Consider the following 14,885-nt stretch of genomic DNA (forward strand, 5'->3'; position numbering starts at 1 on the left):
CGCAGACCTCACAGCGCTTGCCGCCGGCCGCGGTTCGGGTAAACCGGCGCCGAGCAGAGGCGGGGAAAGCTATGGCCTTAAGGTTCCTGGTGGTCGAGGGCAATACGCGTGGTGCAAGGCAGGCCCACAAGGACGGCTATGGTCTCATGCCGTCCGAGTCCTATGCGGCGGTGCTCCAGGACATCGCCGCCGACGCGGTCTGCGACCTCGCCTTCCCGGCCGACGAGGGCGCCAACCTGCCGGATGCGGCCGGGCTCGAATCCTATGACGGCATCGTGCTGACCGGCTCCCATCTCAACATCTACGACCGCACGCCCGAGATCCTGCGCCAGATCGACCTCATGCGGGCGATCTACGCCTCCGGCACGCCCGCCTTCGGCTCCTGCTGGGGCCTCCAGGTGGCGGCCGTGGCGGCGGACGGCGACGTGCGGGCGAACCCGCTCGGGCGCGAGGTCGGCTTCGCGCGCCGGCTCACGCCGACGGAGGCCGGGCGCGTGCATCCGATGCTGGAGGGCCGCCCCGGCGCCTACGATGCGCCGGCGATCCACCTCGATATGGTGACGGTGACGCCGGGCGACACCACGATCCTGTCCACCAATGCGGTCTCGGCCGTGCAGGCGGCGGAGATCCGCCGCGACGGCGGCGTGTTCTGGGGGGTGCAGTACCATCCCGAATTCAGCCTCGGCGAACTCGCCGTGATCCTCGGGCGGCGGACCGGGATCCTCGTCGAGGAGGGATTCTGCCGGACGCCGGAGGAGGCGGTTGCCTATGCGACCGACCTGAAGCGTCTGCACGAGCGGCCGGACGACGTCGCCCTGGCCTGGCGTCACGGCGTCGATGCGGAGGTGCTCGATCCGGTGCGCCGAACCCGGGAGATCCGCAACTTCGTCGAGCACCGGGTGCGGCCGGAGAAGAGCGCCCGCGGACGGGCGTGACCCTCAGTTGCGCAGGCCCGGAGCCTCCTGGCCCGTGCGCGCGACGTACTCGGTGTAGCCGCCGCCATATTGATGGATGCCGTCGGGCGTGAGCTCGAGGACGCGGTTCGACAGGGCCGCGAGGAAGTGGCGGTCGTGCGAGACGAAGAGCATGGTGCCCTCGTAGCGCGAGAGCGCCTCGATCAGCATCTCCTTCGTGGCCATGTCCAGGTGGTTCGTCGGCTCGTCGAGCACGAGGAAGTTCGGCGGGTCGTAGAGCATCCGGGCCATCACGAGCCGCGCCTTCTCGCCGCCGGACAGCACGCGGCACTTCTTCTCCGCGTCGTCGCCCGAGAACCCGAAGCACCCGGCGAGCGTGCGCAGGGAGCCCTGGCCCGCCTGCGGGAACGCGTCCTCCAACCACTGGAACACGGTGCGGTCGCCGTCGAGCATCTCCATGGCGTGCTGGGCGAAGTAGCCCATCTTCACGCTGCCGCCGACCGCCACCGTGCCGTCGTCGGGCTCGGTGGCGCCCGCCACCAGCTTCAGCAGCGTCGATTTGCCGGCGCCGTTGATACCCATGACGCACCAGCGCTCCTTCCGGCGCACCGCGAAGTCCAGGCCCTCGTAGATGCTGCGGCTGCCATAGCGCTTGTGGACCTTCTTCAGGCTGACCACGTCCTCGCCCGAGCGCGGCGCGGGCTGGAACTCGAACGCCACCGACTGACGGCGCCGGGGCGGTTCGACCCGGTCGATCTTCTCCAGCTTCTTCACCCGGCTCTGCACCTGGGCGGCGTGCGAGGCGCGCGCCTTGAAGCGTTCGATGAACTTGATCTCCTTGGCGAGCATGGCCTGCTGCCGCTCGAACTGCGCCTGCTGCTGCTTTTCGTTCAGCGCGCGCTGCTGCTCGTAAAACTCGTAGTCGCCCGAATAGGTCGTGAGCGTGCCGCCGTCGATCTCGATGATCTTGTTGACGATGCGGTTCATGAAGGCGCGGTCGTGCGAGGTCATGAGCAGCGCGCCGTCATAGCCCTTCAGGAACGACTCGAGCCAAATCATGCTCTCGAGGTCGAGGTGGTTGCTCGGCTCGTCGAGGAGCATCACGTCCGGGCGCATCAGGAGGATGCGGGCGAGCGCCACGCGCATCTTCCAGCCGCCCGAAAGGGCGCCCACGTCGCCGTCCATCATCTCCTGGCTGAAGCCGAGGCCTGCGAGCACCTCGCGCGCCCGCCCGTCGAGGGAATAGCCGTCGAGCTCCTCGTAGCGCGCCTGCACCTCGCCGTAACGTTCGATGATCCGGTCGAGGTCGTCGGCCTTGTCGGGGTCGACCATGGCGGCCTCGAGCGCGCGCAGCTCGGCCGCCACCTCGCTCACGGGGCCTGCCCCGTCCATCACCTCGGCGACCGCGCTGCGGCCTTCCATCTCGCCGACGTCCTGGCTGAAATACCCGATGGTGACGCCGCGATCGACCGAGACCTGGCCCTCGTCCGGCTGCTCGTCACGGGTGATCATCCGGAACAGGGTGGTCTTGCCGGCGCCGTTGGGTCCCACGAGCCCGATCTTCTCTTCCTTCTGGAGAGTGGCGGAGGCCTCGAGGAAGAGGATGCGATGGCTGTTCTGCTTGCTGACGTTCTCGACGCGAATCATGGGCCTTGTGCCTGAGGGGGTTGCGGCGGCCTTATGGCATGACAAGGGCCCGGCGGCGAGCGCCCCGGTCAGGACAGGCGGACGCAGTGCGACGCCTTCTTGTCGATCGCCGATGACGGCCCGGAGGGGCCGGGGATTTCAGGGGGAGGGCAGGAGATCGCCGCCGGCGTCGGTGGCCAGGGGCAGGGCGATCTCTCGACTGCCGGATGAGGGAATTGGCGCCCCGAGGCCGGCTTGCCCTAAGGGCAGGGCCGGTATCTCGAGGATCTTGCGTTGCCGGGCGGCGCACGTCGCGTGCGCCTCCGGCTTGCGACCGGCTAGCCGATCTGATCGAGGATGATCGCGCGGATTTCCTCGCGGGTCAGGCCGCTGGACAGCGGCTGCCACGGCGTGGGGGCCTTGCGCGACGGCTTCTTCGGCAAAGGCTGCAGCAGCATCTTTACCGGCTTCTTCTGAGTGATGGTTTGCATGATGTCCTTCAGCGGCTTCGGTCCCGGACCGCGCGGCTGTTGTTTGTTGTTGAGGTCGTCGAACGCGGAGCAAACGACGAATGCGCCGGGAGGTTCCACGGCAAGCGAACTTTCAAGGTGCGGAGAGCAGGCTCGGCGCTCGATCAGGAGCTGTGCTGGAGCAGGCCGAACATATCGGTTGGCTGAATGCAATATGGCCGAAGTGACCCGACATTGCAAGGATAAAACTGCAAAAGCGAAAATAAAACCGCGTGTTTTGATGAATTCCGGATGATTTTTCCTTCGAACATCCATTGGATTTTTTGTTGTTTTCGCTCGGAATTTTCAGGTCGTGGGAAAGTTTTTGGCTCGTTCGGCCTTGTCTTTGCCTTTTTCAGGGCTTACATCACCTTCATCGACATTTGGCCGGACAATCGGGCCGTTACGCCTTGGCACGCCAGGCGCACGTTCAGACGCTCTTCCCAAACATCGACGAACCGAGGATGCGGTCGCGCTTCTGCGCGCCTTCGCCCTCACGTGCACTGATGCAAAGACAAGGACTATCCCCATGAACACGGGCACCGTGAAATTCTACAACGACCAAAAGGGCTTCGGCTTCATCCAGCCGGACAACGGCGACAAGGACGTGTTCGTCCATGCCACGGCCCTCGAGCGCGCCGGCATCCGCGGCCTCCGCGAAGGCCAGAAGGTCTCCTTCGACACCGCCGAAGACCGCCGCAGCGGCAAGGTCGCCGTCAACAACATCCAGACGGTCTAATGATGTTGGGCGCGTAACATAAGCGCTCGATGCGAAGCCGCTCCCGGGTGGGGCGGCTTTTTCTTTTCAGACTGCCATCGACGGATGGCGAACCGGCGAGGACGCGATGTACACGTTTCGAAAAGCCGCTCCGGCACGATCGGTGATGTTCCTCGTGAGCTATGACGATGCCCGCACGGCCTATCTCTGGGTCGACAATCCCGTCCAGGCGGGCGACACCCGGGCGGTCGACCTGATCGCTCGCGCCCAGCAGGAACAAGGCACGCTGCCCAGAGGCAAGATCACCAGCATCAGGCGTATCCGGTGATCGTCTCGCGCGCGGGTTGACGAGCGCAAAGAGGCTCAACGCCGTTCAGGCCCTTTCCGAGCTCGGCATTCCGTCCGTTCACGCAAACGCCAAGGAGATCGACCCATGTCTCACAAGTTCAAGGTCCGGCAGATGGTCCGGATGAAGCAGCCGGCTCATTTCGAAGCCCGGACGAGCTCCGACGGCGTCTACGAGATCGTGCGCCTCATGCCGTCCGACGAGACCGGCGAGCCGTCATATCGCATCAAGTCCGCCACCACCGAGAGAGCCGTCCGGGAGAGCGAGATCAGGGCCACCTGAGGGGCTCCGTGAACGGCGTTCCGCGCATTTCCCGAGGTCCGTCGCCGACAGCGCGGCGAGCCGAATTTTCCCATCAGCCAGAAAGGACATCCCGTGCAGGTTTTCGTCAGAGAGAACAACGTCGACCAAGCTCTTCGCGCGCTTAAGAAGAAGATGCAGCGCGAGGGCATCTTCCGCGAGATGAAGGCGCGGCGCGCCTATGAGAAGCCGTCTGAGAAGAAGACCCGCGAGAAGGCGGAAGCCGTGCGGCGCGCCCGCAAGCTCGCCCGCAAACAGGCCATCCGCGAGGGCTTGATCGCAGCCCCGAAGCGCCCCGCACGCCCGGGCCGCGGCGGTCCCGTCCGCGCCCCCCGTCCCGCCGCTGCGGCGCCGGCCGCCGAATAAGCTCATTCCGCCTCGTGCGGAGTGGTGGGCAATCGAGGTGCCTCGCCGTGGCAGCGACCATGTTTTGATTCCTGTTTCGTCCTTGACGGTTGCTACAAGCTAGTGGTGGAAATCTGACACTAGCATCCACCCGTAAGGGCAAAACGAGGAGACAGCTCATGGCCGTGAGGCGCATCGTTGCCAACTTGTCAGTCGACCGGATCGATGCCGCAAAGGCCTTCTATGGCGACGTGCTTGGGATGGACGTTGCTATGGACCTCGGGTGGATCACGACGTTTGCGGCTGATGGCAGCATGACGCCGCAGATCAGCGTGATGACCGAGGGCGGGTCGGGAACGCCCGTGCCCGACGTCTCCATAGAGGTCGATGATCTACCCGACGTTCATCGGAAGATGCAGGCCGCAGGGTTCAATATCGAGTACGGCCCGGCGACTGAGCCGTGGGGTGTAACGCGCTTCTACGTCCGTGATCCGTTCGGGCGCCTGGTCAACATTTTAGTCCATCGATAGCGAGTGCAATCACGGCACCAAGCGCTGCGCCCCTCACCTCAGGGAGAGGCGGGGGCGTGGCGTCAATCTCGCCCGTCATCCCAGCTTCGCGACGCAGGCTCAGAATGACGGCGGGTGTTTTTCTGTTCTCGTTTTGTTCTTAATACTCGTGCCAAGCTGGGCTATATCGTGTCTGTCCGGTCCCCGAGGGCGCGCTCGGGAGGCGTCGTGATCCGTGGGGCCGGACACAGTCCCGCGGCAGCCGGTACGCAGCCGCGTTCGACAGGAGGCCCGGACTTAAGCCTTGGGACCGGAGCCGGTCGCAGACCCGGCCGCCCACGGGGCGGCGTCCGTCTGCGGCGCCTCTCGGACCAGCGCTGCCTGTTACGCCTGAAAGAACCGTGCGAAGGGCCATCCGGCTCTTCACCTCACCCACCACCCTTCGAGCCGGATCGCCTCTCGCCCCCCTCGACTGCTCCAGGTCGGCCGCCAACGGGCCCCGGGCCCGCTCACCCGTGATCTTTGCCAGCCCACCTGTGTCATCCTGGCGGTCCGCAGGACCGGGACGGGGATCCGCCTCCAGCCCGGTGCATGGGGCTTGCCATACCTTTGTGCCGATCGTCGTGTGAACATCCCCGCGAGACCATGGGTCATGCCGCGATCGGACGTGCGGAAAAGGCGTCTTCGTCCTTGACCTCGCGCTTCCGATCCACCATGAGGGTTTGCAAGGTTTTTCCCCAGCCCTGGCCTTGCGCCAGGGCTTTTTCATGTGAGGCTAGAGCGATGGCGAACGTGGTTGTCGTAGGCGCCCAATGGGGCGACGAGGGCAAGGGCAAGATCGTCGATTGGCTGTCCGAACAGGCGGACGTGGTCGTGCGGTTCCAGGGCGGGCACAATGCCGGCCACACCCTCGTGATCGGCGGCAAGGTCTACAAGCTGTCGCTCCTGCCGTCGGGCGTCGTGCGCCCGGGCAAGCTCTCCGTCATCGGCAACGGCGTCGTGCTCGATCCGCATGCGCTGGCCAGCGAGGTCGAGCGCCTGAGCGAGCAGGGCGTGTCCATCACCCGCGACAACCTGCGCGTCGCCGAGAACGCCACGCTGATCCTGTCGATCCACCGCGAGCTCGATGCGCTGCGCGAGAGCGGCAGCGCCGGCACCAAGATCGGCACCACCAAGCGCGGCATCGGCCCGGCCTACGAGGACAAGGCGGGACGCCGCGCGATCCGCCTCATGGACCTCGCCGATCTCGCGTCGCTGCGGGACAAGATCGACCGGCTGCTCACGCACCACAACGCGCTGCGTCGCGGCTTCGGCCTCGACGAGTTCTCTCCGGAAGCCATCTACGAGGAGCTCGCCTCCGTGGCCCCGAAGGTGCTGCCCTACATGGATGCGGTGTGGCGCCTGCTCGATGAGGAGCGCCGCGCCGGCAAACGGATCCTGTTCGAAGGCGCCCAAGGCGCGCTGCTCGACGTGGACCACGGCACCTACCCGTTCGTCACCTCCTCGAACACGGTGGCCGGCCAGGCCGCGACCGGCTCCGGCCTCGGCCCGGGCGCAGTGGGCTACGTGCTCGGCATCGCCAAGGCCTACACCACCCGCGTCGGCGAGGGGCCGTTCCCGACCGAGCTCTTCGACGAGACTGGCGAGCTGATCGGCCAGAAGGGCAAGGAGTTCGGCGTCGTCACGGGCCGTAAGCGCCGCTGCGGCTGGTTCGACGCGACCCTCGTGCGCCAGACGGTCCGCACCTCCGGCATCGACGGCATCGCGCTCACCAAGCTCGACATCCTCGACGGCTTCGAGACCATCAAGATCGGCGTCGGCTACAAGCTCGACGGCCAGACCATCGACTACTTCCCGGCGAGCCAAGGCGCCCAAGGTCGGGTCGAGCCCATCTACGAGGAGATGGAAGGCTGGAGCGGATCGACCGCGGGAGCGCGCTCCTGGGCGGATCTTCCGGCGCAGGCCATCAAGTACGTGCGCCGCGTCGAGGAGCTGATCGGCGCGCCCGTGGCGGTTCTCTCGACCTCGCCCGAGCGTGACGACACAATCCTCATGAAGAACCCGTTTGAGGGTTGACGACAGGACCGCTCCGGGCCATCCCAAGAGCGCAATGGCAGATTACTATCCCCTCATCGCCCGCGCGGTCGAAGGCTTGTCGGACCGGTCGCCCGAGATGCGGCGCGCCGTCTACGAGCGCGCCCGCTCGGCCCTCATCGGACAGCTCGAGACCCTGGATCCGCCCTTGTCGGAGGCAGAGATTCAGCAGGAGCGGATCTCGCTCGATGCTGCGATCGCCCGGGTCGAGGCTGATCACGCGCCTGCGCCGACAAAGCCGAACGTGCCCCTGTCGAGCGCGGCCGTCCTGCGCGAGAGCGCACGACTCGCACCGGACGAGCCGCCGCCGGCCGCCACGCCTCATCGCGGCGAGCCCGACGAGGTGGAGGACGTGCGCGAGGAGGCCGCGCCTGAGCGGCCGCGCATCGAGAGTCGTCCGCATCCGGGAATCCAGGGCGGCAAGCGGACGCGCACGATCATCCTCGGGGTGGTGCTGGCGCTGGTGATCGCAGCGATTGCCGTGCTGGCCTATGTGAACCGGAACAGGCCGGATGAGGTCGTCGCTGAAGCGCCCGTGGCGGAAGCTCCGCCGCCCGCCGCTCCCGAGACCGGCAAGAACAACGAGCGCGTAGGCGTGCAGACGCCTGCTCCGGCGCCCGCGCCGCAGCAGGCCGCGCGCCAGGATGTCGGCGTGGCGCAGCGCTCGGTCTTCTACGAAGAGGATCCGGCCAATCCCCAGGTTCCGAAAGCGCAGGTCGGCCGTGTGGTCTGGCGCCTCGAGGACGTGAATCCCGGCCAGGGCCAGGCGCTCGAGCGGGCCGTGACGGCGAATGTCGACGTTCCCGACGCGGGCCTGACCATGAAGATGGTCCTGCGCCGCAATACCGACACGACCCTCCCGGCGTCGCACACGGTGGAGCTCACCTTCACGACCCGGGCGGGCGAAAGCGGCCGCGTCATCCGGGACGTGGGCCTGCTCCAGTTCAAGAACGAGGAGGCCGCGCGCGGCACCCCCATCGCCGGCCTGCCAGTTCCCGTGCGGGAGAACCTCTTCCTGATCGGGCTGTCCAACCTGCCGAGCGACGTGGAGCGCAACACCGAGCTCTTCGTGCGCCGCAACTGGATCGACCTGCCGGTCCGCATGGCCTCGGGCCAGCGCGCCATTCTCAGCTTCGAGAAGGGCACCGCCGGCGAGCAGATCATCACCAGCGCCTTCTCGCAGTGGCAATAAAAAAGCCGCGGTCACGCCGCGGCCTTTTGGGAGCGGTCCAGCCTTCCTGAGGCTAGACCGCTGCCTCGCTCGTGGTCTCGATCTGGGCCAGGTTCTTTCGCACCGCCTCCTGGATCTTCTCGAAGGCCCGCACCTCGATCTGGCGGACGCGTTCTCGTGAGACGCCGAACTCCGTGGAGAGATCCTCCAGGGTGATCGGGTCGTCCGACAGGCGCCGGGCCTCGAAGATGCGCCGCTCGCGCGGGTTGAGGACCGAGAGGGCGCTCCTCAGGGCCTGAAGCCTGTTCTGGCCTTCCTCCTCCTCGACGAGCACCTGCTCCTGGCTCTGGCCCTGGTCGACGAGCCAGTCCTGCCACTCGCCTTCGCCTTCCTCGCGTAGCGGGGCGTTGAGGGACGCGTCGCCACCGAGGCGGCGGTTCATGTCGACCACATCCTGCTCGTTCACGCCGAGCTGGGTGGCGATCTGCTTCACCTGATCCGGGTGCAGGTCGCCCTCCTCGAGAGCGGAGATGCGGCCCTTGGCCTTACGCAGGTTGAAGAACAGCTTCTTCTGGTTCGCGGTGGTGCCCATCTTCACGAGCGACCACGACCGCAGGATGTATTCTTGAATCGCGGCCTTGATCCACCACATGGCATATGTGGCGAGGCGAAAGCCCTTGTCGGGCTCGAAGCGTTTGACGGCCTGCATCAGGCCGACATTCCCTTCGGACACGACCTCGCCGATCGGCAGGCCGTAGCCGCGATAGCCCATGGCGATCTTGGCCACGAGCCGCAGATGGGATGTCACGAGCTTGTGGGCGGCTTCGCGGTCTCCATGCTCGCGCCATCTCTTGGCGAGCATGTACTCCTCATGCGGCTCAAGCATGGGGAAGCGACGGATTTCGTCGAGATAGCGCGAAAGGCCCCCTTCATTGGCAAGCACGGGTAGCGCTGCAGCCATCGTCTTTTCTCCTCCTTTGGCTCCCTCGCACAGAGGCAAGCCTGAGGCGGCCCCCTCAGCTGGCTGGCCGCCCTTGCTAATATAAGCGGTCCAACCTTGTCAGAATAGAGGCTTCAGGCTTCAAGACGTGGTCAACGCATGAAGTCCGCAAGGGTGCCGGCAGGGCCGGGATTTGCGACGGATTGACTCAGTCGCGAAGCGCTTCGAGGAGGGCCTCCATGTCGGGCGGCAAGGGGCTCTCGAAGCGCAGGAACTCGCTGGTCCGGGGATGTTCGAAGCCGAGCACGGCCGCATGCAACGCCTGCCGTCCCAAGGCTTTCAGCGCCGCCTGCTGCGCTTCGGACAGCCGGTTCGCTTTCGTCTTGAACCCAGCTCCATAGGTCAGGTCGCCCAGGAGCGGATGACCGAGATGGGCCATGTGGACGCGGATCTGGTGGGTCCGACCCGTCTCCAGCTCGCAGCGGACGAGGCTGGCCACGGGCGCCCCCGGAGGCAGGGGCTCGATCACTTCATAGTGAGTGATCGCATAGCGGCCGCGCTCTTCCGGTACGACCGCGATCTTCTCCCGATTGTGGATGCTGCGGGCGAGTGCCGCCTCGATGGTGCCGCGCGGCCTGTCGGGCACGCCCCAGACGAGGGCTAGGTAAGCGCGTTCCAGGGGACCGCTCCGGCCATGGTCGGCGAACTGGGCAGCCAGTCCCTGATGTGCGCGGTCGTTCTTGGCGATGACCAGGAGGCCGGATGTGTCCTTGTCCAGGCGGTGGACGATCCCGGGCCGCTTCACGCCGCCGATGCCGGAAAGGCTCTCGCCGCAATGGGCGATCAGCGCGTTGACCAGGGTGCCTGAGTCGTGACCGGCCGCCGGATGGACTACGAGGCCCGCGGGCTTGTCGATGACGATGAGATCGTCATCCTCGAAGACGATGTCGAGCGCCATCGCCTCTCCCTGCGGCTCGGCCGGCACCGGCGGCGGCACCACGAGAGCGATGCGGGCGCCGCCCGCCACCTTCCGGCTCGGGTCGAGCGCATGCGCGCCGTCGACCGTGACCTGACCGTCGCGGATCAGCGCCTGGAGCCGGCTGCGCGACAGGTCGCTCCAGAGCTGCGCCATCACGCGATCCAGCCGCTCCGGCGCCGCGCCGTCTTCCAAAGTCCATTCCCGCTGCGTCTCGTCGCTCACCGCATCCTCGTTCGTGCAAAACCTTTCGCTTTTTTCAGCGAAAGGACTTGAAGGGTTCTGCAAGGCTCGTTATACGACCCACCTCAACCGCGCTAGCTCCCTTCGTCTAGCGGTCTAGGACGTCGCCCTCTCACGGCGAAAACAGGGGTTCGAGTCCCCTAGGGAGCGCCACTCTTCTGAGTGGATCGCCTGGAGCGCGCGGTCACTCACCCAAGATTTAGAGCATGTGCGCAGGTTCAAGGCCTGCCGTTCGCGCCGTCGCTTTTGCGTGCGAATGACGGGTGCGGCATCCCATGGCCTGGCATGCCCGAGCCCTGTCGCGAGAGACTGTCGGTGCCCGTCAGTCCTGCAGGAGGGCGATGAGACCTTCGTCCGCTCTCAAGCTTACCTGCCCATCGAAGGGCTCGTCGTCGCGGTCGAGGAAGGTCGACAGCACGACATGCCCGTTCGCTCCGACCGGCAGAACGAGCGTATGCGGCCGATGCCCCAGATTCAGCGCCACCACAAAGCGCTCCGACCCGTGCCGGCGCTCGTAGGCCAGCATGTCGCCCTGCGCCTCCACCGGAACGTAGCGCCCGACGCTCAGCGCCAGGTGCTGCCGCCGCAATGCGATCAGGCGGCGGTAGAGCGTCAGGATCGAGGTCGGGTCCTTCGACAGCGCCTCCACGTGGCACTGCGTGAAGGTCGGGTCGAGCGGGAGCCAGGGCCTGCCGGTGGTGAAGCCGCCCTGGGCCGAGCCGTCCCAGTGCATCGGCGTGCGCTCCGGATCCCGGCTCAGTCCGAGCCCCGGCTCGTTCTTCTCCCACGGGTCCTGAACGGCGTCTTCGGGAATCTCGACTTTGCCGATCCCGATCTCGTCGCCGTAGTACAGGGTCGGCGTGCCTCGAAGCGTGAGGAGCAGCATCGCGGCGACGCGCGCCTGCTGCTTGCCGATGCGGGCGCCGATGCGGGGCTGGTCGTGGTTGCCGAGCACCCAGTTGGGCCAGCCGCCGTCCGGGATCGCCGCCTCGTATTCGTCGATGAGGGCTGCAATCTCGCGCGCATTCCACGCCGTCTGAATGAGCTGGAAATTGAACGGCAGATGCGCCCCTGAAAGATCCTGGCCGTAATAGGTGACGAGGCGCTCCAGCGGCAGGTAGATCTCGCCGATGAGAACACGCTCCGGATATTCCTCGAGCACGCGGCGCATCTCGCCGACGACCTCGTGCACCTCCGGCTGATCGGCGGAGTGGACCTGCAGGAAACGGTTGATCTCGGCCTGGCTCGGTTGATAGGCGACGTTCGGCGGATTATCGCGGAACTCGGCGTCCTTGATGAGGTGCCAGATCACATCGACCCGGAAGCCGTCGACGCCGCGATCCAGCCAGAACCTCAGCGCATCGTACATCGCCTGCCGCACCTCGGGATTGCGCCAGTTGAGATCCGGCTGCTCCTTCAGGAAGGCATGGTAATAGTACTGACCCGTGGCCTCGTCCCACTCCCAGGCCGGGCCGCCGAAATTGCTGATCCAGTTGTTGGGCGGGCCGCCATCCGGGGCCGAATCGCGCCAGATGTACCAGTCCCGCTTGGGGTTCGTCCGCGACGAGCGGCTTTCCGCAAACCAGGGATGCTGGTCAGACGTGTGGTTCGGGACGAAGTCGAGGATCAGCTTGAGGCCCCTCGCGTGGGCCGCTTCGATGAGGCGGTCGAAATCCTTCATCGTGCCGAAGATCGGATCGATCCCGCAGTAATCGGCCACGTCGTAGCCGAAATCCGCCATGGGCGAGGTGTAGATCGGCGAGATCCAGACCGCATCGACTCCGAGCGAGACGAGGTAGTCGAGCCGCTGGCGGATGCCCGCCAGGTCGCCGATGCCGTCGCCATTGCTGTCTTGAAACGAGCGGGGATAGATCTGGTAGACGACGCCGCGCTTCCACCACGTGGTCTCAGGCATGAATGTCGCTCCGCTGCTGGAATGGGAAATCGCCGGAGAGGCAACGAGGGGCGAATTCCGCAGCCTCCCATCGGTTCCCTGAGGCTCCCGCCACCTCGGCTCGGCGCCCTGAAGCGAGGACGGAACACCGCGAAGTCCACCATCCTCCGACAGCGGTAACCTTGATGGGAGTTCCCGGATGGAAACAAGCACAGGCCCAGCTTGCACGGAACCCGCAGGAACCTATAAAAACTAAGGTCTCGCTTTGCCTTGGGTCGACCGAGCGGGCTAAGGAGCTTGCATCGTGAACCCGGGCCATCACCCGCCGTCAGCAAACATCGAAGGCCATCAATGGCACTGGTCAAGACGTCCGAACTTTCCGGCAAGGGCAAACCGCGTCCTGTGAACGGCGAGAATCCCGCTCCCGCACCGGCCCAACCCCCTCAAAAGGGTGCAGGAGGGCAGCGCCGGGCCCTTGAGCGCGTCAGAGCCCGTCAGCAGAAGGCGGCGGAGCGGATCGGCGCCGCCACGGAGGAACTGGCGAGCGGGGTCACGGAAGCTTCATCGGCGGCCGAGGAATTGCGGCGCTCCATGGAGCAGATCGCGAGCGGGGCGGAGGAAGCCGCAGGCGCCTCCCAGCAGTCGCTGTCGGCGATCGTGAGCCTAGCGGCTGCATTTTCCGATGCCCGCCGACACGCCGAGGCTTCCAACACGAGGATGGCGGCGCTTCAGACCCTTCTGATCGAGACGGGCGCTCAGATCGATACGTCCGTCGCGGCGGTCGAGGCCAATGCAATGCGTCAGCAGAGCATGGTCGAGATCATCTCCCATCTCGAGGAACAGGCGGCCGACATCGGCGAGATCACCCGCACGGTCGGCGACATCTCCGATCAAACCAACCTTCTGGCGCTCAATGCGGCGATCGAGGCGGCCCGGGCCGGAGACAACGGCCGGGGCTTCGCCGTAGTGGCCGACGAGGTGCGGGCCCTGGCCGGCACGTCGGAGAAAAGCGCGCAGGACATCCAGACCCTGACCGAGGGCATCGTCAGCGAGGTTCGCTCCGTGGCCGATCGGGTGAGGGGGACGTCGGAGGCTGCGTCCGGCCAGGCCCAGGTCGGTCGCGCCGTGGCGGCTTCGTTGGACAAGATCCGCGCCGATGTGGCGCAGCTGGCCGAGGGAAGCCAACTGATCCTCGTCGCCTCCGTGGAGGCCGACGCGGCCATTCGCGAGGCGCAGCGCGGCGCGGAGCAGGTTGCCAGCGCGGCCGAGGAGCAGGCGGCCGCCGCGGCCGAGGCCCAGCGGGCCGTCCAGCAGCAGAGCGTCGCTCTAGACCAGAGCCAGCAGAGCGCGCAGTCCCTCGCCACCCTGGCGGATGATCTCCAGGCCGGCGCGTCAGGGGCTTCCGGCGCCGAGCAGGTCGGCTCCGCTGCCGAAGAGCTCTCCGCTGCCATTCAGGAGATCTCCGGCGCCGCCGGCGAGATCATGACTGCCGTCGATCAGATCAGCCGGGGAGCGCAGATGCAGGCTGCGGCCACCCAGCAGGCCAATGCGGCCATGGAGCAGATCGAGCGGGCGACGGGCTCCTCGCGGGATGTGGCGGGCGCATCGGTCAAGCGCATCGATGCCTTGGCGACGGACCTTCAGGAGAACCGGGCCGCCATGCTGCGCCTGGCTACAGGTGTCGAGGGCTCCCTGCGGGAGACCCGGGCCGTCATCGGGCTGATGGAAGGACTGGATCAGTCCGGCCGCCGCATCGAGAAGATTGTCGACGGCATCGCCCTCGTGGCCGTCCAGACCAACATGCTGGCGGTGAGCGGCTCCATCGAGGCCGCCCGCACCGGCGAGGCGGGACGCGGCTTCGCCATCGTGTCGGGCGACATCCGCAATCTCGCGCGGGATGCGTCGGACAACGCCGACCGCATCAAGGATGTGGTTCGCCTGATCCGCGACCAGATTGCCGTCGTGCGGCGCGACCTAGAGCAGAGCACCGCCGTTGCCGAAGCAGAGGTTGCGAAGAACACCCTGACGGCCGAGCGGCTCGGCGCGGTGGAGGCCGACGTCGACGAGATCCGGCACGGCAGCGCCGCCATCCTGTCGGGATCGGACACGATCCTGTCGGCGGTCCGTGAGGTCCGGCTGGGCACGCAGCAGATCGCGGCCGTGGCGGAACAGGCCGGGAGCGCTGCCGCCCAGGCTGCGGCGGCGGCCCGGCAGCAGGCGCGAGGGGCGGAGGATCTGGCGGCCGCCATCGAGGAGATCGCCTCCCTGGCGGATGAACTCCAGTTCGCGGAGTCGTGACA

14 protein-coding genes, 1 tRNA gene and 1 pseudogene are annotated in these 14,885 nt (G+C 66.6%); 11 read left to right on the forward strand and 5 right to left on the reverse strand.

Features of this window, described 5'->3' with window-relative positions:
- Positions 1-71 precede the first annotated feature (71 nt).
- Positions 72-935, forward strand: coding sequence for a type 1 glutamine amidotransferase (locus DES45_RS18660; RefSeq protein ID WP_114771535.1), 864 nt, complete (start codon positions 72-74; stop codon positions 933-935).
- Between the two features lie 3 nt (positions 936-938).
- On the opposite strand, the gene DES45_RS18665 is transcribed toward DES45_RS18660, so the two are convergent.
- Positions 939-2,561 carry an ABC-F family ATP-binding cassette domain-containing protein gene (locus tag DES45_RS18665; RefSeq protein WP_114771536.1) on the reverse strand — a complete coding sequence of 541 codons (1,623 nt, stop codon included), beginning with the start codon at positions 2,559-2,561 and terminating at the stop codon, positions 939-941.
- Positions 2,562-2,878: 317 nt separating this feature from the next.
- The gene (locus DES45_RS24820) at positions 2,879-3,325 is read right to left on the reverse strand and encodes a hypothetical protein (protein WP_147282445.1); all 447 of its coding nucleotides are present in this window, start codon (positions 3,323-3,325) and stop codon (positions 2,879-2,881) included.
- Between the two features lie 253 nt (positions 3,326-3,578).
- Here DES45_RS24820 and DES45_RS18675 point away from each other — a divergent pair, with 253 nt between their 5' ends.
- The 7 genes from DES45_RS18675 to DES45_RS18700 all read left to right on the forward strand — a co-directional run bounded on the left by DES45_RS18675 (position 3,579) and on the right by DES45_RS18700 (position 8,553).
- Positions 3,579-3,788 (forward strand): cold-shock protein, encoded by a 210-nt coding sequence (locus DES45_RS18675; protein ID WP_114771538.1) that lies wholly within the window; start codon positions 3,579-3,581, stop codon positions 3,786-3,788.
- Positions 3,789-3,894: 106 nt separating this feature from the next.
- Positions 3,895-4,095, forward strand: coding sequence for a hypothetical protein (locus tag DES45_RS24825; RefSeq protein WP_147282446.1), 201 nt, complete (start codon positions 3,895-3,897; stop codon positions 4,093-4,095).
- 105 nt (positions 4,096-4,200) lie between these two features.
- Positions 4,201-4,395 (forward strand): hypothetical protein, encoded by a 195-nt coding sequence (locus tag DES45_RS18680; RefSeq protein WP_114771539.1) that lies wholly within the window; start codon positions 4,201-4,203, stop codon positions 4,393-4,395.
- 93 nt (positions 4,396-4,488) lie between these two features.
- Positions 4,489-4,779 carry a 30S ribosomal protein S21 gene (rpsU, locus tag DES45_RS18685; RefSeq protein ID WP_114771540.1) on the forward strand — a complete coding sequence of 97 codons (291 nt, stop codon included), beginning with the start codon at positions 4,489-4,491 and terminating at the stop codon, positions 4,777-4,779.
- 158 nt (positions 4,780-4,937) lie between these two features.
- On the forward strand, positions 4,938-5,288 hold the full coding sequence (locus DES45_RS18690) for a VOC family protein (RefSeq protein ID WP_114771541.1): 351 nt from the start codon (positions 4,938-4,940) through the stop codon (positions 5,286-5,288).
- Between the two features lie 762 nt (positions 5,289-6,050).
- Positions 6,051-7,343: an adenylosuccinate synthase gene (locus DES45_RS18695; protein WP_114771542.1), complete on the forward strand. Its 1,293-nt coding sequence runs from the start codon at positions 6,051-6,053 to the stop codon at positions 7,341-7,343.
- A gap of 34 nt (positions 7,344-7,377) precedes the next feature.
- Complete coding sequence (locus DES45_RS18700) at positions 7,378-8,553, forward strand: histidine kinase (protein ID WP_114771543.1); 1,176 nt, start codon at positions 7,378-7,380, stop codon at positions 8,551-8,553.
- Between the two features lie 52 nt (positions 8,554-8,605).
- Here DES45_RS18700 and rpoH read toward each other — a convergent pair whose 3' ends face one another.
- The gene (gene rpoH / locus DES45_RS18705; protein ID WP_114771544.1) at positions 8,606-9,493 is read right to left on the reverse strand and encodes an RNA polymerase sigma factor RpoH; all 888 of its coding nucleotides are present in this window, start codon (positions 9,491-9,493) and stop codon (positions 8,606-8,608) included.
- 187 nt (positions 9,494-9,680) lie between these two features.
- Positions 9,681-10,673 (reverse strand): RluA family pseudouridine synthase, encoded by a 993-nt coding sequence (locus DES45_RS18710; RefSeq protein WP_114771545.1) that lies wholly within the window; start codon positions 10,671-10,673, stop codon positions 9,681-9,683.
- A 95-nt stretch (positions 10,674-10,768) separates the two neighbouring features.
- On the opposite strand from DES45_RS18710, the gene DES45_RS18715 reads away from it, so the two are divergent.
- Positions 10,769-10,844, forward strand: a tRNA-Glu gene (locus DES45_RS18715).
- A gap of 169 nt (positions 10,845-11,013) precedes the next feature.
- Here DES45_RS18715 and DES45_RS18720 read toward each other — a convergent pair.
- Positions 11,014-12,606, reverse strand: coding sequence for an alpha-amylase family glycosyl hydrolase (locus DES45_RS18720; protein WP_114771546.1), 1,593 nt, complete (start codon positions 12,604-12,606; stop codon positions 11,014-11,016).
- Between the two features lie 789 nt (positions 12,607-13,395).
- On the opposite strand from DES45_RS18720, the pseudogene DES45_RS26355 reads away from it, so the two are divergent.
- Positions 13,396-13,785 (forward strand): annotated as a pseudogene (locus tag DES45_RS26355) (methyl-accepting chemotaxis protein); the annotation flags it as partial.
- Positions 13,786-13,788: 3 nt separating this feature from the next.
- Positions 13,789-14,883, forward strand: a complete 1,095-nt coding sequence (locus DES45_RS26360) for a methyl-accepting chemotaxis protein (protein WP_425374296.1) — start codon at positions 13,789-13,791, stop codon at positions 14,881-14,883.
- The last annotated feature ends 2 nt before the right edge of the window (positions 14,884-14,885 follow it).

Source organism: Microvirga subterranea (assembly GCF_003350535.1).
Classification (GTDB): Bacteria; Pseudomonadota; Alphaproteobacteria; order Rhizobiales; family Beijerinckiaceae; genus Microvirga; species Microvirga subterranea.